The sequence below is a fragment of the Streptomyces sp. NPDC053493 genome (assembly GCF_044544825.1).
Lineage (GTDB): Bacteria > Actinomycetota > Actinomycetes > Streptomycetales > Streptomycetaceae > Streptomyces.
In genome coordinates, this window is record NZ_JBITXS010000001.1 from 52,443 (window position 1) to 77,689 (window position 25,247).

Consider the following 25,247-nt stretch of genomic DNA (forward strand, 5'->3'; position numbering starts at 1 on the left):
ACTCCTGCCGGGTAATCGGTGATGGCATGGAGGTTAGCCGGGCGGGCCCGGGTCGGTGAAATCAGTTCTCCCGTCGGGACAGCGGGAGCGGGGCGCCCATGACCGCGTACGGGCGGGGCGCGCTGGGGAAGAGGACCTGCCGGGCGAGGTCGGTGTAGCCGAGCGAGCGGTAGAGGCCGCGGGCGGGGCTCTCGGTGTCGATGGCGGACAGGATGGAGCGGGCCAGGCCGGAGCGGTCGGTGATGGTGGTGATGAGGCCGCGGCCCAGGCCCTTGCCCTGGTGGGCGGGGTGGACGTGGAGCTCGGTGATGACGAAGGAGCCGTCGAGCCAGCCCTCGCTGCCGGTGGCGCGCAGATAGGGCTCGACGATGGTGGACCACCAGTGGGAGCGGTCGTTGGGCATGCCGTAGACGAAGCCGACGAGCCGTCCGTCGGGCGTCATGGCGCCGTACGCGAGGGCGCCCGGGCTGAGGAGGTGGCGCAGCACGATGTGGCGGCGTACGGCGATCTCGGCCTCGTCCAGGCCGAAGGCGACGGCCTGCACGGCGAGTGCCTCGTCGACCTTGGCGGCGAGATTGACCGGTGCGATCACGACCTCGGTGTCATCCATGCGCCGCACCCTACAAGCCGGTCAGAACAGCACGCTCATGAAGGCGCCGACCTCCTGGAAGCCGACGCGGCGGTAGGCGGCGCGCGCGGGAGCGTTGTAGTCGTTGACGTAGAGGCTGACGACGGGGGCGATCTCGGCGAGCGCGTAGCGCAGGACGGCGGCCATGCCGGTCTCGGAGAGGCCCTTGCCGCGGTGTTCGGGGGCGACCCAGACGCCCTGGATCTGGCAGGCCTGGCGGGTGGCGGCGCCGATCTCGGCCTTGAAGACGACCTTGCCGTCCTCGATGCGGGCGAAGGAGCGGCCGGTGCCGACGAGTTCGGCGACGCGGGCCTGGTAGAGCAGTCCGCCGTCGCCGGCCGTCGGGGAGACGCCGACCTCCTCGGTGAACATGGCCACGCAGGCGGGCATGATCACCTCCATCTCGTCCTTGCGGACCCGGCGCACCAGCGGGTCGGCCTCGACGGTGTCGGAGGGCGCTTCGGCGACCATCAGCGGCTGCCGGGCGCGGACGTCGCGGGCGGGGCCCCAGCTGGGTTCGAGGAGCTGCCAGAGCCGGGCGGTGGGTTCGGCGGGGCCGACGATGGAGGAGCAGCGGCGGCCGACCCGGCGGGCCCGGTCGGCGAAGGCGCGGACGGCCTCGGGGGTGGCGCAGATGGGGACGAGGTTGGCGCCGGAGTAGCACAGCGAGGTGAGGTGTCCGTCCTGGTACCAGCCCCACATCTCGCCGCCCAGTCGCCACGGGTCGAGCCCGGCGATCTGGACGCGGGCGGTGACGAAGGCGTTCTCGACGGGTGCGCTGTCGAGGACGGCGAGCGCGGCGCCGAGGTCCGCGGGTTCGAGGACCCGCGTCGATGATTGCGTCAACACGTGGGGCCTCACCGTACGGTTCTGCTGGTCTTGGCACTTTACCCCCGTTCCCGCCGGCGCGGGGGTGTGCGAAGGCCCCTCCTCCCGTGCGGGTGGAGGGGCCTGTCGTGGTGCGGGGCGCGGATCAGCCGGCGACGGAGACCGTCGGCTCGCCGGACATGACGCCGTCCTTCTCCATCTGCTCGGCGATCTTCATCGCCTCCTCGATGAGGGTCTCGACGATCTTCGACTCGGGGACGGTCTTGATGACCTCGCCCTTGACGAAGATCTGGCCCTTGCCGTTGCCGGAGGCGACGCCGAGGTCGGCCTCGCGGGCCTCGCCGGGGCCGTTGACGACGCAGCCCATGACGGCGACGCGCAGCGGGACCTCCATGCCCTCCAGGCCGGCGGTGACCTCCTCGGCGAGCTTGTAGACGTCGACCTGGGCGCGGCCGCAGGACGGGCAGGAGACGATCTCCAGGCGGCGCTGGCGCAGGTTCAGCGACTCGAGGATCTGGATGCCGACCTTGATCTCCTCGGCCGGCGGGGCGGAGAGGGAGACCCGGATGGTGTCGCCGATGCCCTCGGAGAGCAGGGCGCCGAAGGCGACGGCGGACTTGATGGTGCCCTGGAAGGCGGGGCCGGCCTCGGTGACGCCGAGGTGCAGCGGGTAGTCGCACTGGGCGGCGAGCTGGCGGTAGGCGTTGACCATCACGACTGGGTCGTTGTGCTTGACCGAGATCTTGATGTCGTGGAAGCCGTGCTCCTCGAAGAGGGACGCCTCCCACAGGGCGGACTCGACGAGGGCCTCGGGCGTGGCCTTGCCGTACTTGGCGAGGAGGCGGGCGTCGAGCGAGCCGGCGTTGACGCCGATACGGATCGGGGTGCCGGCCGCGGAGGCCGCCCGGGCGATCTCCTTGACCTTGTCGTCGAACTGCTTGATGTTGCCCGGGTTGACGCGGACCGCGGCGCAGCCGGCGTCGATGGCGGCGAAGACGTACTTCGGCTGGAAGTGGATGTCGGCGATGACCGGGATCTGCGACTTCTTCGCGATGGTGGCGAGGGCGTCGGCGTCGTCCTGGGTGGGGCAGGCCACGCGCACGATCTGGCAGCCGGAGGCGGTGAGCTCGGCGATCTGCTGGAGCGTGGCGCCGATGTCGGAGGTGCGGGTGGTGGTCATCGACTGCACCGACACGGGGGCGTCGCCGCCGACGGCCACCGATCCGACCTGGATCTGACGGCTCTTGCGCCGTTCGGCGAGCTTGGTCGGAACGGTCGGGATACCGAGAGAGATCGCGGTCATCAGCTGTACAACCCCAAGGTGTGGTTCATCGGGCTCAGGTCTTCGAGATTACCGCCCCGCGGGCGGGCGGCCGGACACCGCGGGGGTGTCCGGCCACGGGTCGCCAGGTCGTGTCGGACGCGGCCTAGGTCAGCTTCACCGGGTTGACGATGTCGGCGACGAGGACGAGCAGGGTGAAGCAGACGAAGACGCCCGCCACCACGTACGCGGCCGGCATCAGCTTGGCCACGTCGAACGGGCCCGGGTCGGGCCGCTTGAAGACGCGGGCGACGTGGCGGCGGACCGACTCCCACAGGGCGCCGGCGATGTGGCCGCCGTCGAGCGGGAGCAGCGGGAGCATGTTGAACAGGAACAGCGACACGTTGAACATGACCAGCAGGTTCATGAACCAGACGAGGATCGTCTGGGGCGGCGCGTCCAGGGTCATCAGCTCGCCGCTGAGGCGGGCGGCGCCGACGACGCCGACGGGCGAGTCCTTCTTGCGCTCGCCGTCGCCGAAGGCGGCGTTCCACAGGTCGGGGATCTTGCCGGGCAGGGCGAGGACGGACTCGACGCCGGCCTTCATCTGTTCGGTCATCCGGTCCGCGGACTGGCCGAAGGTGAGCGGCAGCACCTCGGACTTGGAGGCGAAGCCGAGGTAGCCGGCGGGCACGGTCTGCAGCGGCTGGACGAGCCGGCCGTCGGCGTCCTTCTTGTAGACCTCGTTCTTGATGAGGGTGGGGTGGAGGTCGAGGCGCTGTCCGCCGCGCTCGACGGTCACGGTGGCGGGGCCGATGGTGTCGCGGATGTGGTCGGAGAGCGTGTTCCAGTCGGCGACCGGGGTGCCGTTGAAGGCGACGATCTTGTCGCCGGCCTTCAGCCCGGCGGCGTACGCGGGTGAGACCGGGTCGCCGGCCTGGCACTTCTCGCGCTTGCTGTCGGCCGCGATGACGCACTTCTGGACGCCGGCGACCTTGGTCGTCTGGGTCTCGAAGCCGATGGCCATGGCGCTGCCGAAGAACAGCACGACGGCGAGCACCAGGTTCATGAAGGGGCCGGCGAACATGACGATGACGCGCTTCCACGGCTTGCGCGTGTAGAAGAGCCGGTCCTCGTCGCCGGGCTGGAGCTCCTCGAAGGAGGCCTCGCGGGCGTCCTCGATCATGGACCGCCACGGCGAGGTGGAGCGGGCCTCGATCCGGCCGTCCTTGCCCGGCGGGAACATGCCGATCATGCGGATGTAGCCGCCGGCCGGGATGGCCTTGATGCCGTACTCCGTCTCGCCCTTCCTGCGTGACCAGACGGTGGGGCCGAAGCCGACCATGTACTGGGGCACACGGATGCCGAAGAGCTTGGCCGTCGACAGGTGGCCGAGCTCGTGCCAGGCGATGGAGATGAGCAGCCCGACGGCGAACAGGACGATGCCGAGGACTGTCAGAAGTACGGTCATGCGCGCGCCTCCGCGATTGCCTTCGCCGCGAGTTCCCGGGCCCGGGCCCTGGCCCAGGTCTCCGCTTCCAGGACGTCCGACACCGTGAGCGAGGTTCCCGTGACGGGAGTGCCGTGCTCGGTGACGACTGCGGTGACCGTATCCATGATTCCGTTGAACGGCAGCCTTCCGGCGAGGAAGGCGTCCACGCACTCCTCGTTGGCGGCGTTGAAGACGGCGGGCGCGGTGCCGCCGAGGCCGCCGACGTGCCGGGCCAGGCCGACGGACGGGAAGGCCTCGTCGTCGAGCGGGAAGAACTCCCAGGTGGAGGCCTTGGACCAGTCGAAGGCGGGAGCCGCGTCCGGGACCCGCTCGGGCCAGCCGATGCCGATGGCGATCGGGCCGCGCATGTCGGGCGGGGTGGCCTGGGCGAGCGTGGAGCCGTCGGTGAACTCGACCATGGAGTGGACGTACGACTGCGGGTGGACGACGACCTCGATCCGGTCGAAGGGGATGTCGTAGAGCAGGTGGGCCTCGATCACCTCCAGGCCCTTGTTGACCAGGGTCGCGCTGTTGACCGTGATGACCGGGCCCATGGCCCAGGTGGGATGCGCGAGCGCGTCCTCGCGGGTGACGCCCTCCAGCTCGGCCCGGGTCCGGCCGCGGAAGGGGCCGCCGGAGGCGGTGACGACCAGCTTGCGGACGTCGGCGCGGGTGCCGGCGGCGAGCGCCTGGAAGAGGGCGGCGTGCTCGGAGTCGACCGGGATGATCTGGCCGGGCTTGGCGAGCGCCTTGACCAGCGGGCCGCCGACGATCAGCGACTCCTTGTTGGCGAGCGCGAGGGTCCGGCCGGCCTCCAGGGCGGCGAGAGTGGGCGCGAGGCCGATGGAGCCGGTGATGCCGTTGAGGACGGTGTGGCACGGCGAGGCGGCGAGCTGGGTGGCCGCGTCGGGGCCGGCGAGCAGCTCGGGCAGCGGCTCGGAGCCGTACAGCGCCGTCAGCGCCTCGCGCAGCTCGGGCAGCGCCTCCTCGCGGGCGACGGCGACCGCGCCCACCCGCAGCCGGTGCGCCTGCTCGGCGAGCAGCCCGATGCGGCCGCCGGAGGCGGCGAGGGCGGTGACCCGGAACCGGTCGGGGTGGCGCAGGACCAGGTCGATGGCCTGGGTGCCGATGGACCCGGTGGAGCCGAGGACGACGATGTCCCGGCGGCCTTCGGACACGTCGAAGGCGATGTGCGGGTCGGCGAGAGGAGAGGGGCGGTCGCTCATGCCCCCCATTCTCGCCGCAAAGACCGGGCGCCCTTCACAGCCCCCGGGCGAAGGCCGCGAAAACCCGGTGGAAGTCGGGGAAGGTCTTGCGTACGCAGCCGGGGTCGTCGAAGGTGACGCCGGGCGTGCGCAGGGCGGTGACCGCGAAGGACATCACGATGCGGTGGTCGCCGTGCGTGGCGATCTCGGCGGGGCCGGCCGGGGTGCCGGGCCGGATCTCGATCCAGTCGGGCCCGGTGGCGACGGGGACGCCGAGGCGGCGCAGGTTCTCGGCGCAGGCGTCGAGCCGGTCGCACTCCTTGACCCGGGTGTTGGCGACGTCCTCGATGCGGACCGGCCCGTCGGCGAAGGGCGCGATCGCGGCGAGCGTCGGCATGGTGTCGGAGATGTCGCGCATGGCGACGGTGAGGCCGCGCAGGACGCCGGTGGAGCGGACGGTGGTCCGGTCGGCCGTGACGGTCACGTCGGCGCCCATGCGGCGCAGGACGTCGACGAAGGCGAGGTCGCCCTGGAGGGCGCCGGTGCCGAGGCCGGGGACGGTGACGGCGGCGCCGGGAGTCAGGGCCGCGGCGGCGAAGAAGTAACTGGCGGTCGAGGCGTCGGGCTCGACGGCGTAGGTGGTGGCCCGGTAGCCGGTGGGCGCGATCGTGTACGTGCGGCCCTCGGGACCGTCCTCACGGGTGACCTCGGCGCCGAAGCTCCGCATCATCGCGAGGGTGATCTCCACGTACGGCTCGGAGACCAGGTCCGTGACGGTGATCGCGAGGCCCTCGGCGGTGAGCGGGCCGAGCATCAGCAGGGCGGTCAGGTACTGGGACGACTGGCCCGCGTCGAGCCGGATCGCGCCGCCCTTGATGCCGCGTCCGGTGACGGTGAGCGGGTGGTGGCCCTCGCGCTCGCCGTGCTCCAGCCGGACGCCGAGCTCGCGCAGCGCGGTGGTGAGCGGGCCGAGCGGGCGGCGGCGCATCTGCGCGGAGGCGTCGAAGCGGAAGGTGCCGTGGCCGGCGGCGGCGAGGGCGGGCAGGAAGCGCGCGGTGGTGGCGCCGTCCCGGCAGTAGACGTCGGCCTCGTCGGCGCCGGGTCCGCCGGGCCGGCCCTCGACGTGCCAGGCGTCCGGCTCCTGCCGTACGACGTAGCCGAGGGCCTTGAGTCCTTCGGCGAAGCCCTCGGTGTCGTCGGAGCGCAGCGGCCGCAGGAGGGTGGTGGTGCCTTCGGCGGCGGCGGCGAGGAAGAGGGCGCGGGCGGTGACGGACTTGGAGCCGGGGATGTCGATGACGGTCACGGCCGCCATCCTGCCGTGCCGCGGGCGGCGGTCGCGGCGCGTTCCGCCTGGTGGACGGCGCTGCCTCCCGCGGCCGCCGTGGCCGCGGGGGCGGGCGGGACGACGCCTCCCGTAACCGCCGTGGCCGCGGGTGCGGCGGACGGGCCGGGAGGCGCCGGAGGGGGCCGGACGGGCCTGGCGGGCCGGAGGGGCCGGAGGGGCCGGACGGGCCGGACCGACCTGGCGGGCCTGGCGGACCGGATACGACCTGGCGGGCCTGGCTAGGGGATCTTCCGGTGGACGTTCGGCCGGGTCGACGGGCCCGGGGCGGCTTCGGCGATCCAGGGGCCGTCGTCGCTCGGGTCGAGGATGCCCTCCTCCAGCCAGGTGTACGAGCCCGCCAGGACCGCGTCCACGACCTTGCGGTCGAGGTCGTCGGTGTTGGCCCACAGGCGGCCGAAGAGCTCGGCGATCCGCAGCCTGGACTGGCGGCAGAACGCGTCCGCGAGCTGCCGGGCCTCGCGGCCGTGCTCGCCGGTCGCGCCCAGGTGTTCGGCCCGGACGCAGACCGCGCTCATCGCGAACAGCTCGGCGCCGATGTCGACGATCCGGCCGAGGAACGCCTGCTTGAGCTCCATCTTCGCCTGCCAGCGGGACATCGCGTAGAAGGTGGAGCGGGCCAGCTTGCGTGAGGTGCGCTCGACATAGCGCAGATGGGTCGCGAGCTCGCCGAACTCACCGTACGAGCCCGGCAGTTGGCCCTGACCGGTGACGAGCTTCGGCAGCCAGCGGGCGTAGAAGCCGCCGGCCCGGGCGCCCGCCTTCGCCTTGTCGGCGAGGGCCTTGTCGGGGTCGATGATGTCGCCGGCGACGGCGAGGTGGGCGTCGACGGCCTCGCGGGCGATCAGCAGGTGCATGATCTCGGTGGAGCCCTCGAAGATCCGGTTGATCCGCAGGTCCCGCAGCAGCTGCTCGGCGGGGACGGCGCGTTCGCCGCGGGCGGCGAGCGAGGCGGCGGTCTCGTAGCCGCGGCCGCCGCGGATCTGGACCAGTTCGTCGGCCATCCGCCAGGACATCTCGGAGCCGTACAGCTTGGCGAGCGCGGCCTCGATGCGGATGTCGTTGCGGTCCTCGTCGGCCATCTGGGAGGCGAGGTCGACGACGGCCTCCAGGGCGAAGGCGGTGGCGGCAATGAAGGAGATCTTGGTGCCGACGGCCTCGTGCCGGGCGACCGGCTTGCCCCACTGCTCGCGTTCGGCGGCCCACTCGCGGGCGATCTTCAGGCACCACTTGCCGGCGCCCGCGCAGGCGGCGGGCAGCGAGAGCCGGCCGGTGTTGAGGGTGGTGAGGGCGATCTTGAGGCCGGCGCCCTCGGGGCCGATGCGGTTCGCGGCCGGGACCCGCACCTGGTGGAAGCGGGTGACGCCGTTCTCCAGGCCGCGCAGGCCCATGAAGGCGTTGCGGTGCTCGACGGTGATGCCGGGCGAGTCGCCCTCGACGACGAAGGCGGTGATGCCGCCCCGGTGGCCCTCGGACGCGGGCACACGGGCCATGACGACGAGGAGGTCGGCGACGACGCCGTTGGTGGTCCACAGCTTCACGCCGTCGAGGACGTAGGCGTCGTCGCCGTCGGGCACGGCGGTGGTGGCGAGCCGGGCCGGGTCGGAGCCCACGTCGGGCTCGGTGAGCAGGAAGGCGGAGATGTCGCTGCGGGCGAGCCGGGGCAGGAAGGCGTCCTTCTGCTCCTGGGTGCCGAAGATCTTCAGCGGCTGCGGGACGCCGATCGACTGGTGGGCGGAGAGCAGCGCGCCGAGCGCGGGGCTGACCGAGCCGACGAGCGCGAGGGCCCGGTTGTAGTACAGCTGGGTGAGGCCGAGGCCGCCGTACTTCGGGTCGATCTTCATGCCGAAGGCGCCGAGTTCCTTGAGGCCGGTGACGGTCTCGTCGGGGATGCGGGCCTCGCGTTCGATGCGGGCGCCGTCCACGTGCTGTTCGCAGAACGTGCGCAGTTTGGCGAGGAAGGCCTCGCCGCGCCGTACGTCCTCGTCGGCGGGCATGGGATGCGGATGGATGAGGTCGAGCCGGAAACGGCCGAGGAAGAGTTCCTTGGCGAAGCTCGGCTTGTGCCAGTCCTGCTGGCGGGCCGCCTCGGCGACCTGCCGGGCCTCGCGTTCGGTGACCTTGGGCGGCCGCTGGGTGGGTGCGGACATGAGGAGCTCACCTGCCGCTCGTCGGGAGCCTTGTGGCTACTCGTCCGTCGTACCCGATATCCACGGGTGGGGAAAGACGGGCGGAGCGGAAGGAGTGACGCGCGGGGTCCGCGGCCCCGCACAGGGCGATCTGGCGGGCGGTCAGGCGGCGGGAGACGGAAGACGGCCGGAGCCCCCGCACAGTGGGCTCCGGCCGTCGGTCCTGCGGTACGGACGTGTGGTCCGTACGGGTGGGAGGGGTCGCGCCTTACAGCGCCAGGCCCGTGAGGACCAGGACCCGCTCGTAGGTGTAGTCGTCCATCGCGTACTTGACGCCCTCGCGGCCGACGCCGGAGCGCTTGGCGCCGCCGTACGGCATCTGGTCGGCGCGGTACGAGGGGACGTCGCCGACGATCACGCCGCCGACCTCGAGGGCGCGGTGGGCGCGGAAGGCGGCCTGCACGTCGTGGGTGAAGACACCGGCCTGGAGGCCGAAGTCGGAGTCGTTGACCGCGGCGAACGCCTCGGCCTCGCCGTCGACCTTGGTGACGGTCAGGACCGGGCCGAAGACCTCGGCGCGGGCCAGGGTGACACCGGCCGGGAGCTCGGTGAGGACGGTCGGGGCGTAGCTGGCGCCCTCGCGCTTGCCGCCGGCGAGCAGCTTGGCGCCGGCCGCGACGGCCTCGTCCACCCAGGACTCGACGCGCTTGGCGGCGTTCTCGTCGACGAGCGGGCCGACGTCGGTGGCGTCGTCCGCCGGGTCGCCGGTGACCTGGGCCTCGACGGCCGCGACGATCTTCGGCAGCAGGCGGTCGTAGACGGAGGCGTCCGCGATCACGCGCTGCACGGAGATGCAGGACTGGCCGCCCTGGTAGTTGGAGAAGGTGGCGATGCGGCTCGCCGCCCAGTCCAGGTCGGCCTCGGAGGACCAGTCGGGCAGGACGACGGCGGCGGCGTTGCCGCCGAGCTCCAGGGTGCAGTGCTTGTGCGGCACGGACTGCTGGATGGCGTAGCCGACCGTGTCGGAGCCGGTGAAGGAGATGACCGGGAGGCGCTCGTCCTGGACGAGGGCGGGCATGCGGTCGTTCGGCACGGTCAGGATCGACCAGGAGCCGGCCGGCAGGTCGGTCTCGGCCAGGATCTCGCCCAGGACCAGGGAGGAGATCGGGGTCGACGGGGCCGGCTTGAGGATGATCGGGGCGCCGACGGCGAGGGCCGGGGCGACCTTGTGGGCGCTGAGGTTCAGCGGGAAGTTGAACGGCGCGATGCCGAGCACGACGCCCTTCGGGAAGCGGCGGGTGAGCGCCAGGCGGCCCGCGCCGCCGGCCTCGGTGTCGAGGCGCTGGGCCTCGCCGCCGTTGAAGCGGCGCGCCTCCTCGGCGGCGAAACGGAACACGGACACGGCACGGCCGACCTCGCCGCGGGCCCACTTGATCGGCTTGCCGTTCTCGGCGGAGATCAGCTGGGCGATCTCCTCGGAGCGCTCGGCGAGCCGCTTCGACACGTGGTCGAGGGCGGCGGCGCGGACGTGCGCCGGGGTGGCGGCGAACTCGTCGACGACGGCGTGGGCGGCCGCGACGGCCTCCTCGACCTGGGCCTCGGTGGGCACGCTGACCTTGCCGACCAGACGTCCGTCGTACGAGTTCGTGACGTCGAAGGTGGCCTCGCCGGTGGCCTCGCGGCCGGCGAGCCAGAAGGCGTGGGTGGTCGTCATTGCGTACCGGCCCTTTCCGTTTCGGGGTGGTCGCGAGGGGGTGCCCTCGCGCTCTTGTGCCACGTTAGGGCGAAGCGGGCGGCGCGTGGCTTGTCCGTGGTGGAGTGGTGCCCGGGGCCTTCTGTCCGCTTTGGCCGAAGCGGACCGTGGTCGTGCGTGGTCCCTGCCCGGGACCGCGCACGTCCACGGGCGTCATCCGCGCCGTTCCGTCGAGACGATCAGGCACACGCCGGCCACGACGATCGCGCCGCCGAGGACGATCGGCCAGCTCAGGGCCTCGTTCAGGATCAGGGCGCCGAGGCCGACGGCGATGACGGGATTGACGTACGCGTAGGTCGCGACGAGCGAGATCGGCGCGGACTGCAGGAGCCAGGCGTACGCGGTGAAGGCGAGCAGCGAGCCGAAGACGATCAGATACGCGAGGGCGGCCCAGGAGCGGCCGGAGACGGCGGCGAGGTCGAGGCCGTGCTGTTCGCCGCGGACCAGGCCGAGGCCGAGACAGCCGACGCCGCCGGCGAGCATCTCGTACACGCTGGCGGTGAAGGGGTTCGCGGGCATCGGGATGCGGGAGGACGAGAAGGATCCCGCCGACCAGAGCAGGGTGCCGACGACCACCAGGACCACGCCGCCCACGGCGACGTCGCCGCTGAAGCCGGGCAGCGTGAGCACCGCGAGCCCGCCGAGGCCGAGCAGCACGCCGAGGACGCCGCCGAGGCTGGGCCGCTCGCCGAAGGCGGCCTTGAGGATGACGACCCAGGCCGGGACGACGGCGATGAGCAGCGCGGCGAGCCCGGAGGGGATCGAGGTCTCGGCGAGCACGACGAGGCCGTTGCCGCCGAGCAGCAGCATCAGGCCGACGACGGCGGCGGAGGCGAGCTGCTTCCCGCTGACCTTGAGGGCCGACGGTCCCTGGCGCCAGGCGATGAGCGCGGCGAGGGCGAGGCCGGCGGTGACGAAGCGGACGCCGGCGGAGAGGAACGGCGGCAGCGTCTCGACGACGATCCGGATGCCGAGGTACGTGGATCCCCACACGACGTACACGATCGCGAGCGCCGCCCATACGGCGACGGGAATGCGCCGGTTCTCGGAGGCGGGCGCGGGCGGCTGGACGGCGGAGGCCGAATCGACGGCGGGGGTTGTCATGCTCAGGAGCGTAGGCAGGGATAGGTGCCGGGGCCAAGAATCCTGCCCGCGATCGGGCAGGATCGGCACCGAGGGGCGTCACCGGCGCCCGCACACCCGCTCCCCGAGCGCGTCGGGCGCGGGCGGCCGGGCGCGCCGGGCGCGTGGGGCCCGAGCGCGCCGAACCCGTGCGGCCGAACGGCCGGGCGGTCGAGGGGCCGGGCGCGCCGGACCCGAGCGCGCGCGAGACGCGGGCGCGCGCGAGACGCGGGCGCGCGCGAGACGCGAGCGGCCCCTGAGAGGTCAGTCGGTGGTGGAGGCCGGCGCGGTGGGTCCGGCGGTGGTCTTGAGGGCGAGCCAGAGCTCCATGCGGACGTCCGGGTCGTCGAGGGAGCGGCCGAGGATCTCCTCGACGCGGCGCATCCGGTAGCGCAGCGTGTGGCGGTGGACGCCCAGGTCGGCGGCGGCGGCGTCCCACTGGCCGTGGCGGGAGAGCCAGGCTCGCAGGGAGGCCACCAGGTCGCCGCGGCCGGTGGCGTCGTGCTCGTACAGGGCGCGGAGCAGGCCGTCGGCGAAGGCGCGTACGGCGTCGTCGGCGAGGAGCGGCAGGACGGAGCCGGCCGCCAGCTCCTCGTGCTCGACCAGCGCCCGGCCGCGCCGCCGGGCCACCGACAGCGCCTGCTCGGCCTGCTTGTAGGCGGCGGCCGCGGCGATCGGCCCGGTCGGGGCGGAGAGCCCCACCACGAGCCCGGCCTCCTCGGCCTCCCTCGTCGTGTACGCCTCGCAGGCGGTGACCACCGCGCCCCCGTCGCCGGCGAGGACGACGAGCCGTTCGCCGCCCTCCGGGCCCTCGGGCACGGTGAGCACCGACTCGCCGGCCCGGGCGGCGGCCGCCTCCAGGTTCTCGGCCAGCGCCGCGAGCGGCGTCTCGCCGTCGTTCGCCTCGGCGGCGGCCGGCACCGGCTCGGCGATGAGCAGCCGGAAGGGCGCGTCGAGCAGCCCGCCGTACAGGTCGCCCGCCACCGCGCGGGCGTGGTCCGGCTGCCCGGCGAGCAGCATCCGCAGCACCGCGGCGCCGAGGCGCTGCTCGGCGGCCTGGAGCGAGCGGGAGCGTTCGGTGGTGAGGGTGAGCAGGGCGATGGCGGAGTGCACGGCGTACCGCTCGGCCGTGCCGAGCGGTGCCCCGGTGCCGACGGCGAGCGCGCCGCGCACCCGCCGCCCGGTGCCGAGCGACTGCAGCTCGACCCGGTCGTCGGTGCCGCCGACGACGGCGCTGGCGGGCGCGGGCCGCTCCCGCAGCCGCTCCACGTCGGGCGTGAGCCGGGCGGCCCGGCGCGCCGCCCAGTCGGGCGAGACGGCGAGGACGGTGCCGGAGGTGTCGTACAGCGCGGCCCAGCCGTCGACGTGCGCGGCGAGGCGCGCGACGACCGCGTCCGGGCCCTCGGCCAGCGCGGCCCTGGTGAGCTCGCGCTGCGCCTCGAAGCCGGCGGTGACGGCGCGGTACTGGTCGGCGGCGATGGCCGCCGACACGGCCTTGCTGATGGCGAGGAACGGCGTGCGGCGGGGCACGGCGAGGAGCGGCAGGTGCTCCTCGCGGGCGGCGTCGAGCAGCGCCGCCGGGATGTCGTCGTAGTTGACGCCGACGGCGAATCCGAGGCCGACGACGCCGGCGCCGAGCAGCCGCCGCACGTAGCGCCCCATCGCCTCGGGGTCCTCGGCGTCGAGCGTGAGCGCGGTGGTGAGCAGCAGCTCGCCGCCCTCCATGTACGGGACGGGGTCGGCGAGCTCGCTGACGTGCGCCCAGCGCACGGGAGTGTCGAGGCGGTCCTCACCGGCGCGGACGGTGAGTTTGAGCGCCGAGTGCTGGACGAGCGAGGCGAGGGTGGGCGGCATTGGGGACCGTCGGACCTTAAGGGGAGGGGAGGTGCGCCGCCCGTCGGGCGCCGCGTCCCCCGATTGTGCCAGCCCCTTCCGGGGCTCACCCCCAGCCTGGCAGCCGGGCGGCGGCCGCGCAGGTCGACGCCGTCCCGCGGCCGCCGCGCGGCCGTGTGCTCAGCCGCGCAGGTCCACCAGGAGCGGCGGGGTGTGCTCGCCGCCGACGTGGGTGAGGGAGAGGACGGCGTGGCCGGGCGGGACGGCGTGGGCGAGGTCGGAGGGCGACCAGCGGGCGCGTTCGACCTCGCGGACGGTGACCGCCTCGGTGGTGACCGCCTTGCCCGTGACCAGCTTGCGCAGGGCGTGGAAGGCCCGGGTCATCGGCTGGTCGGCGAAGACGGTGTGGTGGGCCACCTCCTTCGTCTCCACCCGTTCGGTGCCCCACGCCTCCGCGAAGGCCCGGCCGTCCCAGGTGGGGATGCCGGCGAAGGCCATCCGGCAGCCGACGACCGCCAGGAGCGGCCCGTGCAGTGCCTCCGGCACCTCGGCGAGGGTGCGCAGCGCGAGGACGACGCCCGCGTTCTGCGGGCGCAGCCGCTGCAGGGCCCGTACGGTGCCGGGCGTGAGCGCGCCCGCCGCGTCGTCCAGCACGAGGCAGGCGAAGTGCCCGCGGGCGGCCGTGGACCGGTCGCGGACCACGCTCTGGAACTGGGCGAGCAGCAGCCGGTTGAGCAGGCGGGACGCCTCCTCGTGGGCGCCTTCGGGCAGGCTGATCCGGACCCGTACGGGGTGCTGGGCGACGGCCCGCAGCGAGAACGGCCGCGCCTCGTCACCGCCGCCGCCGAAGAAGTCGGCGAAGACCGGCCGGTCCAGCGCGGCGAGCCGGTCGGCGAGCACGGGTCCGAGGTCGGTGGCGGTGCCGACCTGCCGGATCCGCGAGTCCAGCTCGCGGCGCATGGCCGGCGCCGCGTCCTCGGGCAGCAGGTCGAGCAGGGCCCGCAGCGTCTCGGGCCGGGACTCGAGCAGCTCGCGCAGGACGGGCACGGTCGGGAAGCGGCCGTGCGCGGCGCGGTAGGGGCCGATGAGCTGGGCGAGGACGGTGGCGGCGCGCCGGGTCTCGACGCCCGCCATGTCGCCGACGAGTCCTTCGGCGAGGAAGGCCGCGGCCTCGTCCGGGTCGCCGGCTCCGGCGTAGAGGTCGAGGTCGTGCGGGGAGGCCGGGTCGCCGAGCCGGATCACGACGTCGTACGCCTCGGCCGGCCCGAGCGGCGCCCCGGCCGCGCCGACGGCGACGACGGAGCAGACGCCGGCGAGGGCCTGGAGGGTGAGCGACTCGGTGACCGGCGCGACGAGGAGGCGGCTCTTGCCGGAGCCGGACGGGCCGACGGCGAGCAGGGAGGTGCCGAGGAGTCCGGGATCGAGCGCGACGCCGGCGCCGTGGTACGGGCGGGGCGTGCGTTCGGCGGCCGTGTAGCGGCCGACGCGGACCTGGCCGAGGAGCAGGTCGTGGGTGGCGGCGCGGCCGGGCAGGTCGCGGGCGCCGGAGGGATGCGTGCCGGCGGCGCCGCCTTCCGTGAGGAGCGCGCGGACGAGGGCGGCGCGGCGCACGGCGTCGCGCTCGGTGTCGTCCCAGGAGCGGCGCACCCGCGCGACGTCGACGTCGTTCATGCGCCCGCCGGCCACCTCGGCGGTCAGCACGTCGGCCGCGCCGGGCTCGCCGGCCTCGCGCAGCCGTGGCCACCGGGAGCGGGGCACGACGGGCGCGGCGGGAACGGCGGGATCGGAGGCGGCGGCGGGCCGGGCCGTGCGGACGGCGCGGAGGAGGCCACGCCAGTCGCCGACCCGGGCGAAGGGCCAGACGACGAGGGCCGTGACCAGCGCGTAGAGGGTGTAGACGACGAAGGGCGAGCTGAAGACCTCGTATCCGCCGGTGAGCAGGGCGACCAGCGAGAGCACGGTGGACACGAGAGGCAGCGGGTCCCAGCCGAGGCCGAAGGCCTCGGGCCAGACGAGGGCGAGCGCGGCCAGCGCCATCACGGCGGCGAGGGCGGCGCGGACGGGCGGGCGGAAGCGGCCGAGGTAGTGGCGGGTGATCCGGCCCCAGGAGCCGAGGAAGCCGATCGCGCACACGAGGGCGACGAAGAACAGTCCGTTGAAGACCTGGTGGGCCGCGTAGCCGCGCCAGTCCTTCGGGGAGGTGGTGAAGGAGTAGTACCACCAGTCGGCCGGGGTGAGCAGCCGCAGCAGGGCGTCCTTGTAGGGGAAGACGCCGCTGCGCCAGGCCGACCAGAGGAGGAGCCCGACGGCGAGCGGGATCAGCATGCCGAGGACGGTCACGGGCGCCATGCGGGAGGGCCCGTCGGGCGGCGGCGGGGTGTGCCGCAGGCGCCAGACGCCGAGGCCAGCGTCGTCGGGCCGCGGCGCGTCCAGCCACTCCGCGACGGGGCTCACGGCCCGTACCGTCTGCGCGGGCGCGCGGCCCGGCGCGTCCCCGGCCCCTGATCCGTGCTCCTTCGCGGAGCCCGGCCCCTGCCCGGGGCCCTGCCCCGGCCCGTACGCCGGAGCGGGCGGCACCAGCGGCACGGCGGGCACCGGCGGCACCGCGGGCACGGGCGGCACCGGCGGCACCGGCGGCAGGTCGCGGGACGGGGACGCGGACGCGGACGGCCGCTGCTCGCGGTGCGGGCCTTCGCCGGGCGGCGCCGCGGGGCGCGGGACCGGCGACGGGCGCCCCTTCGCGGGAGACGCCGGCCCCCCACCGGAGGTGTCGCCCGACTCGTACGTGCCGTCGCTCTCCATGAACCCCTGCCCCCTGACCAGCCAGGTCGCCACCACTGTGCCACCGTCAATCTAGTGGGCCCGGGCCGCCCGGGAGGGGATTCGGCCACCCGTACGGGTCATGGCCGTCGAGGTGCGGAAAACCACCCGCCATGTCCATCTCGGACAACGACACACCCGCGATCACTCCCGATCGGCGCATGCCGCGGCCCCTCCCCCACGCCTAGCCTGCGGAGGAAACCCGCAAGTGCGTCCAGATCACCCCCAGGAGCCCCGCATGAACGCTGTCCCGCAGGAGCGGCGCGTCGTCACCGCCATTCCCGGCCCGAAGTCGCAGGAGCTTCAGGCCCGCCGCCTCGACACGGTGGCCGGTGGCGTGGGCTCCACGCTGCCCGTCTTCACCAAGCGGGCCGGCGGCGGCATCATCGAGGACGTCGACGGCAACCTGCTGATCGACTTCGGTTCCGGCATCGCCGTGACCTCCGTCGGCGCCTCCGCCGAGGCCGTCGTGCGCCGCGCCTCCGCGCAGCTGCAGGACTTCACCCACACCTGTTTCATGGTGACGCCGTACGAGGGTTACGTGGAGGTCTGCGAGGCGCTGGCCGAGCTGACCCCGGGCGACCACGCCAAGAAGTCCGCGCTGTTCAACTCGGGCGCCGAGGCCGTCGAGAACGCGGTCAAGATCGCCCGCTCGTACACCAAGCGCCAGGCCGTCGTCGTCTTCGACCACGGCTACCACGGCCGCACCAACCTCACCATGGGCATGACGGCGAAGAACATGCCGTACAAGCAGGGCTTCGGCCCGTTCGCGCCCGAGGTCTACCGCGTGCCGGTCGCCTACGGCTACCGCTGGCCCACCGGTGCCGAGAACTGCGGCCCCGAGGCCGCCGCGCAGGCCATCGACAACATCACCAAGCAGATCGGCGCCGAGAACGTCGCCGCGATCGTCATCGAGCCGGTGCTCGGCGAGGGCGGTTTCATCGAGCCGGCCAAGGGCTTCCTGCCGGCGATCGTGAAGTTCGCCAACGACAACGGCATCGTCTTCGTCGCGGACGAGATCCAGGCCGGCTTCTGCCGCACCGGCCAGTGGTTCGCCTGCGAGGACGAGGGCATCGTCCCGGACCTCATCACCACCGCCAAGGGCATCGCGGGCGGTCTGCCGCTCGCCGCCGTGACCGGCCGCGCCGAGATCATGGACTCCGTGCACGGTGGCGGCCTCGGCGGCACCTACGGCGGCAACCCGGTCGCGTGCGCCGGTGCGCTGGGCGCCATCGAGACCATGAAGGAGCTCGACCTCAACGGCAAGGCCAAGCGCATCGAGGAGGTCATGAAGGGCCGCCTCACCGCCATGCAGGAGAAGTTCCCGCTCATCGGCGACATCCGTGGCCGCGGCGCCATGATCGCCATCGAGCTGGTCAAGGACCAGGCGACGAAGGAGCCGGCCCCGGAGGCCGCCGCCGCGCTGGCCAAGTACTGCCACGCCGAGGGCGTCCTCGTCCTCACCTGCGGCACCTACGGCAACGTGCTGCGCTTCCTGCCGCCGCTGGTCATCGGCGAGGACCTGCTGAACGAGGGCCTGGACGTGATCGAGGCGGCGCTCGCCCAGATCTGACGGAACGGCAGCGGCTTGCGACACCCCGTGTGAAGAAGCTGTGGGGGGCCGATGGCGGGATGGAGTTCCCGCTGTCGGTCCCCTCGCCCGTGCCGTACGGTTTCTGCAGATGAGAGAAACACCCCGGGCGGAGCCTCCCCAGCCCCGCCCACACCGTGCCGTCGCGCACACCGCTGGAGCCCTGGGCTCCGGAACTCCTCACCGATCGGATGGCCGCCCGCCCCACACCCCCCGGGGCGCGCGGCAAACCGGTCCAGGCGACCGCCCCGGAACCACCCCCCCTGTTCCGGGGCGGTCGGCTGTCTTCTGGGCGATCGTCGCCCTCGCCGTCATCACCTGGCAGGTCCTGGTCCACGGCCCTCTCGCCCGGCTGGACGAACGCCTCTCCCGCGCCCTGGTGGACACCGTCCCGCGCGGTCTCTCCGAAGCCGCCTCCGACCTCGGCGGCATGACCGTCGCCCTCCCCGTCCTCGGCTGCGCCCTGGCGTACGCGGTGTGGCGCGGCCGTCGGCGCGCGGCCCTGTACGCGGCCCTCGCGATGGCCGCCGTCCCCCTCCTGGTCGTCCCCCTGAAGGAGTGGACGGCCCGCCCCGGCCCGCTGGAGCCCTGGGCCCACGGCTACTACCCGTCCGGCCACACGGCCACGGCGATGGTCGCGTACTGCGGCGCGGCCCTCCTCGTCTCGCCCCGCCTGCTCCCTCTCGCCGCCCTCCTGACAGCGGTCACCGCCACCGGCCTGATCCTGCGCGGCTTCCACTGGCCCCTGGACGTCCTGGCCTCCCTCGCCCTCTGCCTGCCCCTCCTGCGCTGGCCCGCCGTGGCGGCGCGGTACGGTCACGTCGGCCGTCCACGACCCGACGCACCGGAGCACCCATGACGATCCACCGGCCGGGACTGCCCGGCGATCTGCCCGATCCCGAACTCCTGTGGGCGCGCTGGGCCCTGAACGCCGTGGTGCGGGCGACGACCGCGGAGGAGGACCGCGGCGGCCACCGGACCGGCGTCTGGAGCGACGACGAGGGCCTGCACCTGGACGACTGCGGCTGCACCTGGTGGACGTTCTCCCGGATCACCGAGGGCCGTTACGTGCTGTACGGCGAGGACGAGTCGAGCGGCTGCAAGTGGCACGAGCCGCCGGTCGACATGCTGGCGGGCGGCCCCGGCTGGCTCCCGTACGAGGAGTTGCGCGACCGGCTGTCCGGCTACGAGCTGGGCTGTGTCTACTGGTACGAGGACGGGGCCTGGGCCCGCGCCGCGTATCCCGGGGACCTGGCCGACGACGGCCTCGACTGCGGGATGAGCCGGTTCGCCGAGCGCGCCGAGGCGCTGGGGCTGCTGGCGGACCACGTGGCGTACGACGGCGGCGCGGCGGAGCTGCTCATGGCGGCCGCCGAGGAGCGCCGGCTGACGCCGGAGCTGCTGGCGGCGCACGTCGTGGCGGAGGACCGCGGCGACCCGGACCTGCCGGCGATGGTCCGGGCGCTGCGGCGGACGGGGCTGGGCGGTCAGGTCGCGGCGGCCGGTCAGCTCCAGGCGTAGGCGTCGAAGGCGCGGCTGAACTCCCAGCCGTTGTAGCGGTCCCAGTTGATCGACCACGTCATCAGGCCGCGCAGGGCGGGCCAGGTGCCGTGGGGCTGGTAGGTGCCGCAGTCGGTCTTCCGGGTGAGGCAGTTGAGGGCCTTGGCGACCTCGGCCGGGGTGGTGTGGCCGTTGCCGGCCTGGGTGGAGGCGGGCAGGCCGATGGCGACCTGGTCGGGGCGCAGGGCCGGGAAGACGCGGTCGGTGTTGCCGGCGACCGGGAAGCCGGTGAGCAGCATGTCGGTCATGGCGATGTGGAAGTCGGCGCCGCCCATGGAGTGGTACTGGTTGTCGAGGCCCATGATCGAGCCCGAGTTGTAGTCCTGGACGTGCAGCAGGGTGAGGTCGTCGCGCAGGGCGTGGATGACCGGGAGGTAGGCGCCGGCGCGCGGGTCCTGGCCGCCCCAGGGGCCGGAGCCGTAGTACTGGTAGCCGAGCTGGACGAAGAAGATCTCCGGGGCCATGGTCAGGACGAAGGACGGGCCGTACCTGGCCTTGAGCGACTTGACGGCGGAGATCAGGTTGACGACGACCGGGCTGGTCGGGTTGCGGAAGTCGGTGTCGCCGGTCTGGAGCGACAGGGAGTGGCCTTCGAAGTCGATGTCGAGGCCGTCGAGGCCGTACTCGTCGATGATCTTCGAGACGGAGGAGACGAAGGTGTCGCGGGCGGCGGTGGTGGACAGCTGGACCTGGCCGTTCTGGCCGCCGATGGAGATGAGGACCTTCTTGCCGGCGGCCTGCTTGGCCTTGACGGCGGCCTTGAACTCGGCGGCGGACTCGGCGTTCGGGCATGCGGTGGCCGGGCAGAGGCTGAAGCGGATGTCGCCGGAGGTGACCGAGGTGGGCTCGCCGAAGGCGAGGTTGATGACGTCCCAGGAGTCGGGCACGTCGGCCATGCGGGTGTAGCCGGAGCCGTTGGCGAAGCTGGCGTGGAGGTAGCCGACGAGGGCGTGGGCGGGCAGCTGGCCGCCCGGGTTGCCGCCGCCGGAGGAGGTGGTGGTGGCGGTGACGACGGCGGACTTCGCCGACTCGCCGGCGCTGTTGGCGGCCGAGAGCTGGAAGCCGTAGGAGGTGGCGGGCGTCAGGCCGGTCGCCGTGTACGAGGTCCCGGTGACCGTCGCGAGCGGAGCGCCCCCCTTGTGGACCTTGTACGAGGTGGCGCCGGGCACGGCGGGCCAGGTGAGCGTCACGGTGGTGGCGGTCGCGGCACCGGCGGAGAGTCCGGTCGGGGTCGCGGGGACGCCGACGGGGTCGCCGCCCGGCCCGAGGAGCGACAGGTCGTCGGCGGTGTAGGCGCCGGTGCCGTACCAGCCGTGGGTCCAGATCGTGACGGAGGTCGTCGAGGCGCCGGTGGTGAAGGTGGTGGCGAGCCGCTGCCAGTCGGGCGCGGACTGGGTCCAGGTGGAGACGTCGCTCGTGCCGGTGCCGGAGGCGCCGAGGTAGACGTAGGCGCCGCGGACCCAGCCGCTGAGCGTGTAGGTGGAGTTGGGCCTGACGGTGACGGTCTGGGAGCACCGGGCGTTGTCGGCGCCGACCGGGGTGGCCTGCAGGGCCTTGGTCCCGCCGTGCACGGGTGCGGTGACGGCGGTCCCGCTGCCCGCCGTACAGCTCCAGCCGTCCAGGCCGGACTCGAAGCCTCCGTTGCGGGCGAGTTCGGTGTCGGCGGCGTGGGCCGGCGGTGTGAGCGCCAGGAGTCCGCCGGCGGCGAGTGCACCGGCCAGGGCGAGGGCGAGAGGTCTGGAGCGGTCCACAACTGCCTCCGGGCGTGGGGGAATCGAGGGGGCGCGCGCCACAGCATGGTCCAGACCAATCAAGTGGTCAAGACCTCTGGACGCGACCGCGTCACCCTTCCCCACGGGCCAGCCGGCCGGCCGCCTCGTGCATCGCCCGTTCGAGCAGCGCGGCGTCCGTGAGCGTGCCCGCCGCGTCGGGCGTGACCAGCCAGCGCACCCGCCCGGTCGCCCGTCCCGGATACGGCACGACGATCCAGGTCCCGGCGCCCGCGCCGCGCACCCCGCTGCCGAGCCAGCGCGAGGCGGTGCCGGCCGGCACGAAGAAGCCGGTCCGGGCGTCGCCCGAACCGGCCAGGACCGGGCCCGGCCGGTCCACCAGCCGGGTCAGGACGTCGAGGGTGGGCCGGCCGAGCCCGGCCGGCAGGATCAGCACGTCCCAGCGCCGCCCCGCGGGCAGCAGCGCCACCCCGTGCGGATTGCGCTCCCACTCGAAGCGGCAGGCCTCGGGGTCGGGCGCGACCGAGGCCAGCCATTCGACGGCGGCCTTCACTTCCTCCGACGCGGTCATCGCAGCGCTCTCCTCTCCGTGGGGACCCGCCGGTCGCGGGCTCCACACGGAGAGAGGGCGCGCCCCCGCGCCTATGACGCGGGTTCTCCACCTGTCAGATGTGAGGTGCGTCACACCCGACGGAGGATCAGCTGTCGAAACCGAGGCCCAGCCGGTCCATCGCCTTCAGCCACAGGTTGCGCCGGCCGCCGTTCTCGTCGGCCCGGGCCAGCGACCACTTGGTGAGCCCGATGCCCGCCCACGCGATCGGCTCCGGCGGGAACGGCAGCGGCTTGGAGCGGACCATCTCCAGCCGCGTCCGCTCGGTCCGCTCCCCCGCCAGCAGGTCCAGCATCACGTCCGCGCCGAAGCGCGTCGCGCCCACGCCGAGGCCGGTGAATCCCGCCGCGTACGCCACCTTGCCCTGGTGCGCCGTGCCGAAGAAGGCCGAGAAGCGCGAGCAGGTGTCGATCGCACCGCCCCAGGCGTGGCTGAAGCGCAGGCCCTCCAGCTGCGGGAAACAGGTGAAGAAGTGCTGGGCCAACTTCAGATACGTCTCCGGGCGGTGGTCCATCTCCGCGGCCACCTTGCCGCCGAAACGGTAGACCGCGTCGTAACCGCCCCACAGGATGCGGTTGTCGCGGCTGAGCCGGAAGTAGTGGAACTGGTTGGCGGAGTCGCCGAGGCCCTGCCGGTTCTTCCAGCCGATCGCGGCCAGCTGTTCCTCGCTCAGCGGCTCGGTCATCAGCGCGTAGTCGTACACCGGGACGGTGTAGTGCCGCACCCGCTTGACCAGCGACGGGAAGACGTTCGTGCCGAGCGCCACCCGGCGGGCCGCGACCCGGCCGTACGGGGTGCGCACGGCCATGCCGCCGCCCGCGCCGCCCGCCGAGACCAGGTCGAGCGCCGGGGTGTTCTCGAAGATCCGCACGCCCAGGTCCTGACAGGCCCGCTTGAGGCCCCAGGCGAGCTTGGCCGGGTGCAGCATGGCGACACCGCGCCGGTCCCACAGGCCGCCCTGGAAGGTCGGCGAGTCGACCTCGGCCCGGACCGCGTCACGGTCCAGGAGCTCCAGGCCGCCGGCCAGACCGAGCCGGTCGGCCTCCTCGTACCACTCGTGCAGCTCGTCGACCTGGTAGGCCTCGGTGGCCACGTCGATCTCACCGGTGCGCTCGAAGTCGCAGTCCAGGCCGTAGCGGGCGACGGTCTCCTCGATGGCGTCGAGGTTGCGCTCGCCCATCCGCTCGAGCGTGGCCAGCTCGCCCGGCCAGCGGGCGAGGCCGTTGCCGAAGCCGTGGGTGAGGGAGGCGGCGCAGAAGCCTCCGTTGCGGCCCGAGGCGGCCCAGCCCACCTCGCGGCCTTCGATCAGCACGACGTCCCGGGACGGGTCGCGCTCCTTGGCGAGGAGCGCGGTCCACAGTCCGCTGTAGCCGCCGCCCACCACGAGCAGGTCGCACCGCTCGGAGCCGGTGAGGGCGGGCAGGGCACCGGGCTTGCCGGGGTCTTCCAGCCAGAAGGGGACGGGCTGGGCGTCGGAGAGAGATTGTGCAGCGAGACGCATGGCGACTGGGGCCATGGTTTCCAACTCCTTCGGTGCCTGACCGGCTGTCGGTCAGGCCGTTGCTGTTTTCTTGCGCCGGTTCGCGAGGAGCTGCCCGGCCACGACCACCAGTACCGCGAGGACGAACATCGCGGTGCCGATGACGTTGATCTGAACGGGGGTTCCGCGCTGCGCCGAGCCCCAGACGAACATGGGGAAGGTCACGGTGGAGCCCGCGTTGAAGTTGGTGATGATGAAGTCGTCGAACGAGAGCGCGAAGGCGAGCAGCGCGCCGGCCGCGATGCCGGGCGCCGCGATCGGCAGCGTGACCCGCAGGAAGGTCTGCACCGGCCCCGCGTAGAGGTCGCGCGCGGCCTCCTCCAGACGCGGGTCCATCGACATCACCCGCGCCTTGACCGCGGTCACGACGAACGACAGACAGAACATGATGTGGGCGATCAGGACCGTCCAGAAGCCCAGCTCCGCGCCCATGTTGAGGAACAGCGTGAGCAGCGAGGCGGCCATGACGACCTCGGGCATCGCCATCGGCAGGAAGATCAGCGAGTTGATCGCGCCGCGCGCCCGGAAGCGGTAGCGGACGAGCGCGAAGGCGATCATCGTGCCGAGGACGACCGCGCCGACCGTCGCCCAGGCGGCGAGCTGGAGCGAGAGCGTGAGCGACTCGCACATGTCGGCGACGCCGCAGGGGTCCTTCCAGGCGTCCAGGGAGAACTGCTGCCAGGCGTAGTTGAAGCGCCCGTTCGGCTTGTTGAACGAGAACGCCATGACCACGACGTTCGGCAGGATCATGTACGCGAGCGTGAGCAGGCCCGCGATGACGACGAGGTGCTGTCGGATCCAGCGCATCAGACCAGGTCCTCCGTTCCCGCCCGGCGGATGTAGACGGTGACCATGAGCAGCACGATCGCCATGAGGATGAAGGACAGGGCGGCGGCCGTCGGATAGTCCAGGACCCGCAGGAACTGCGACTGGATGACGTTGCCGACCATCTTGGTGTCGGTGGAGCCGAGGAGCTCGGCGTTGACGTAGTCGCCGCTCGCCGGGATGAAGGTGAGCAGCGTGCCGGAGACGACGCCCGGCATGGACAGCGGGAACGTCACCTTGCGGAAGGTGGTCGCCGGCGAGGCGTACAGGTCCTGCGCGGCCTCGTGCAGCCGGCCGTCGATCCGCTCCAGGGAGGTGTAGAGCGGCAGGATCATGAAGGGCAGGAAGTTGTACGTGAGGCCGCACACCACCGCCATCGGGGTGGCGAGCACCCGGTCGCCCTCGGTCCAGCCGAGCCAGCTCGTCACGTCGAGGACGTGCAGCGCGTTGAGCGCGTCGACGACCAGGCTGTCGTCCGCGAGGATCGTCTTCCAGGCCAGCGTCCGGATGAGGAAGCTGGTGAAGAACGGGGCGATGACGAGCACCAGGAGCAGATTGCGCCAGCGCCCGGCCTTGAAGGCGATCAGATACGCCAGCGGGTAGCCGAGCAGCAGGCACAGCAGGGTCGCCGTGCCCGCGTAGAGCAGCGAGCGGACGAACTGCGGCCAGTACTCCTGGAAGGCGTCCCAGTAGGTCTGGAAGTGCCAGGTGACCTCGAAGCCCTTCTCCAGGGAGCCGGTCTGGACCGAGGTGGAGGCCTGGTAGACCATCGGCAGCGCGAAGAACACCAGCAGCCAGACGATGCCGGGCAGCAGCAGCCAGTACGGCACGAGCCGCCGGCGGACGGAGGGCCTGCGCAGCACCGGCTCCGGTGCCGGCGGCGCCTCCTTCACGAGGGTGGCGCTCATGCGTGACCTCCTTCGTTCGCTTCTCCGCCCGCGAGGCGCAGAGGTGCGGCAGTCGTCGTCGGCTGCGGGC

19 protein-coding genes are annotated in these 25,247 nt (G+C 73.2%); 3 read left to right on the forward strand and 16 right to left on the reverse strand.

Annotation, left to right across the window (positions count from 1 at the left end; all coding sequences use genetic code 11):
• Positions 1-61: 61 nt before the first annotated feature.
• The 11 genes from ACIGO8_RS00215 to ACIGO8_RS00265 form a co-directional block, all read right to left on the reverse strand.
• Positions 62-610: a GNAT family N-acetyltransferase gene (locus tag ACIGO8_RS00215; protein ID WP_399722158.1), complete on the reverse strand. Its 549-nt coding sequence runs from the start codon at positions 608-610 to the stop codon at positions 62-64.
• Positions 611-631: 21 nt separating this feature from the next.
• A complete protein-coding gene (locus ACIGO8_RS00220) occupies positions 632-1,477 on the reverse strand; it encodes a GNAT family N-acetyltransferase (protein ID WP_399722160.1) in 846 nt (281 codons plus the stop codon).
• 124 nt (positions 1,478-1,601) lie between these two features.
• The gene (gene ispG, locus ACIGO8_RS00225) at positions 1,602-2,759 is read right to left on the reverse strand and encodes a flavodoxin-dependent (E)-4-hydroxy-3-methylbut-2-enyl-diphosphate synthase (RefSeq protein ID WP_399722161.1); all 1,158 of its coding nucleotides are present in this window, start codon (positions 2,757-2,759) and stop codon (positions 1,602-1,604) included.
• Between the two features lie 124 nt (positions 2,760-2,883).
• Positions 2,884-4,188: a M50 family metallopeptidase gene (locus ACIGO8_RS00230; RefSeq protein ID WP_399722163.1), complete on the reverse strand. Its 1,305-nt coding sequence runs from the start codon at positions 4,186-4,188 to the stop codon at positions 2,884-2,886.
• Positions 4,185-5,435, reverse strand: a complete 1,251-nt coding sequence (gene dxr, locus ACIGO8_RS00235) for a 1-deoxy-D-xylulose-5-phosphate reductoisomerase (RefSeq protein ID WP_399722165.1) — start codon at positions 5,433-5,435, stop codon at positions 4,185-4,187. Before dxr ends, ACIGO8_RS00230 begins: the two co-directional genes overlap by 4 nt.
• Positions 5,436-5,469: 34 nt before the next feature.
• Complete coding sequence (gene aroA, locus ACIGO8_RS00240; protein ID WP_399722167.1) at positions 5,470-6,717, reverse strand: 3-phosphoshikimate 1-carboxyvinyltransferase; 1,248 nt, start codon at positions 6,715-6,717, stop codon at positions 5,470-5,472.
• A 260-nt stretch (positions 6,718-6,977) separates the two neighbouring features.
• Complete coding sequence (locus ACIGO8_RS00245; protein WP_399722168.1) at positions 6,978-8,906, reverse strand: acyl-CoA dehydrogenase family protein; 1,929 nt, start codon at positions 8,904-8,906, stop codon at positions 6,978-6,980.
• Positions 8,907-9,153: 247 nt separating this feature from the next.
• Entirely contained in the window at positions 9,154-10,599 is a 1,446-nt protein-coding gene (locus ACIGO8_RS00250; protein ID WP_399722170.1) for an aldehyde dehydrogenase family protein, read from the reverse strand.
• A 192-nt stretch (positions 10,600-10,791) separates the two neighbouring features.
• Positions 10,792-11,742, reverse strand: coding sequence for an EamA family transporter (locus ACIGO8_RS00255; RefSeq protein ID WP_399722171.1), 951 nt, complete (start codon positions 11,740-11,742; stop codon positions 10,792-10,794).
• A 282-nt stretch (positions 11,743-12,024) separates the two neighbouring features.
• Complete coding sequence (locus ACIGO8_RS00260) at positions 12,025-13,614, reverse strand: PucR family transcriptional regulator (RefSeq protein ID WP_399722173.1); 1,590 nt, start codon at positions 13,612-13,614, stop codon at positions 12,025-12,027.
• 159 nt (positions 13,615-13,773) lie between these two features.
• The gene (locus ACIGO8_RS00265; RefSeq protein ID WP_399722175.1) at positions 13,774-16,395 is read right to left on the reverse strand and encodes an ATP/GTP-binding protein; all 2,622 of its coding nucleotides are present in this window, start codon (positions 16,393-16,395) and stop codon (positions 13,774-13,776) included.
• Positions 16,396-16,651: 256 nt separating this feature from the next.
• Between ACIGO8_RS00265 and gabT the strand changes: the two genes are divergently transcribed.
• The 3 genes from gabT (at position 16,652) to ACIGO8_RS00280 (ending at position 19,525) form a co-directional block, all read left to right on the forward strand.
• On the forward strand, positions 16,652-17,986 hold the full coding sequence (gabT, locus tag ACIGO8_RS00270; RefSeq protein WP_399722176.1) for a 4-aminobutyrate--2-oxoglutarate transaminase: 1,335 nt from the start codon (positions 16,652-16,654) through the stop codon (positions 17,984-17,986).
• Between the two features lie 397 nt (positions 17,987-18,383).
• Entirely contained in the window at positions 18,384-18,863 is a 480-nt protein-coding gene (locus tag ACIGO8_RS00275; RefSeq protein WP_399722178.1) for a phosphatase PAP2 family protein, read from the forward strand.
• Complete coding sequence (locus tag ACIGO8_RS00280) at positions 18,860-19,525, forward strand: hypothetical protein (RefSeq protein WP_399722179.1); 666 nt, start codon at positions 18,860-18,862, stop codon at positions 19,523-19,525. The genes ACIGO8_RS00275 and ACIGO8_RS00280 overlap by 4 nt, the downstream gene beginning before the upstream one ends.
• Here the strand turns inward: ACIGO8_RS00280 and ACIGO8_RS00285 are convergent.
• From ACIGO8_RS00285 to ACIGO8_RS00305, 5 genes are all read right to left on the reverse strand, one after another.
• Entirely contained in the window at positions 19,510-21,315 is a 1,806-nt protein-coding gene (locus tag ACIGO8_RS00285; RefSeq protein ID WP_399722180.1) for a chitinase, read from the reverse strand. The two genes, ACIGO8_RS00280 and ACIGO8_RS00285, sit on opposite strands and share 16 nt — an antisense overlap.
• 91 nt (positions 21,316-21,406) lie before the next feature.
• Entirely contained in the window at positions 21,407-21,865 is a 459-nt protein-coding gene (locus tag ACIGO8_RS00290) for a hypothetical protein (protein WP_399722182.1), read from the reverse strand.
• A gap of 127 nt (positions 21,866-21,992) precedes the next feature.
• Positions 21,993-23,420, reverse strand: a complete 1,428-nt coding sequence (locus tag ACIGO8_RS00295) for an NAD(P)/FAD-dependent oxidoreductase (protein ID WP_399722184.1) — start codon at positions 23,418-23,420, stop codon at positions 21,993-21,995.
• 36 nt (positions 23,421-23,456) lie between these two features.
• On the reverse strand, positions 23,457-24,251 hold the full coding sequence (locus ACIGO8_RS00300; RefSeq protein ID WP_399722186.1) for an ABC transporter permease: 795 nt from the start codon (positions 24,249-24,251) through the stop codon (positions 23,457-23,459).
• Positions 24,251-25,177 (reverse strand): ABC transporter permease, encoded by a 927-nt coding sequence (locus ACIGO8_RS00305; RefSeq protein ID WP_399722188.1) that lies wholly within the window; start codon positions 25,175-25,177, stop codon positions 24,251-24,253. Before ACIGO8_RS00305 ends, ACIGO8_RS00300 begins: the two co-directional genes overlap by 1 nt.
• Positions 25,178-25,247: the final 70 nt, after the last annotated feature.

Bases quoted from the DNA above. Each gene is read 5' to 3' on its own strand.
- ACIGO8_RS00215 (WP_399722158.1), bottom strand. From the start codon at position 610: ATGGATGACACCGAGGTCGTGATCGCACCGGTCAATCTCGCCGCCAAG.
- ispG (WP_399722161.1), bottom strand. From the start codon at position 2,759: ATGACCGCGATCTCTCTCGGTATCCCGACCGTTCCGACCAAGCTCGCC.
- ACIGO8_RS00230 (WP_399722163.1), bottom strand. From the start codon at position 4,188: ATGACCGTACTTCTGACAGTCCTCGGCATCGTCCTGTTCGCCGTCGGG.
- dxr (WP_399722165.1), bottom strand. From the start codon at position 5,435: ATGAGCGACCGCCCCTCTCCTCTCGCCGACCCGCACATCGCCTTCGAC.
- ACIGO8_RS00245 (WP_399722168.1), bottom strand. From the start codon at position 8,906: ATGTCCGCACCCACCCAGCGGCCGCCCAAGGTCACCGAACGCGAGGCC.
- ACIGO8_RS00250 (WP_399722170.1), bottom strand. From the start codon at position 10,599: ATGACGACCACCCACGCCTTCTGGCTCGCCGGCCGCGAGGCCACCGGC.
- ACIGO8_RS00255 (WP_399722171.1), bottom strand. From the start codon at position 11,742: ATGACAACCCCCGCCGTCGATTCGGCCTCCGCCGTCCAGCCGCCCGCG.
- ACIGO8_RS00260 (WP_399722173.1), bottom strand. From the start codon at position 13,614: ATGCCGCCCACCCTCGCCTCGCTCGTCCAGCACTCGGCGCTCAAACTC.
- ACIGO8_RS00265 (WP_399722175.1), bottom strand. From the start codon at position 16,395: ATGGAGAGCGACGGCACGTACGAGTCGGGCGACACCTCCGGTGGGGGG.
- gabT (WP_399722176.1), top strand. From the start codon at position 16,652: ATGAACGCTGTCCCGCAGGAGCGGCGCGTCGTCACCGCCATTCCCGGC.
- ACIGO8_RS00280 (WP_399722179.1), top strand. From the start codon at position 18,860: ATGACGATCCACCGGCCGGGACTGCCCGGCGATCTGCCCGATCCCGAA.
- ACIGO8_RS00290 (WP_399722182.1), bottom strand. From the start codon at position 21,865: ATGACCGCGTCGGAGGAAGTGAAGGCCGCCGTCGAATGGCTGGCCTCG.
- ACIGO8_RS00295 (WP_399722184.1), bottom strand. From the start codon at position 23,420: ATGGCCCCAGTCGCCATGCGTCTCGCTGCACAATCTCTCTCCGACGCC.
- ACIGO8_RS00300 (WP_399722186.1), bottom strand. From the start codon at position 24,251: ATGCGCTGGATCCGACAGCACCTCGTCGTCATCGCGGGCCTGCTCACG.
- ACIGO8_RS00305 (WP_399722188.1), bottom strand. From the start codon at position 25,177: ATGAGCGCCACCCTCGTGAAGGAGGCGCCGCCGGCACCGGAGCCGGTG.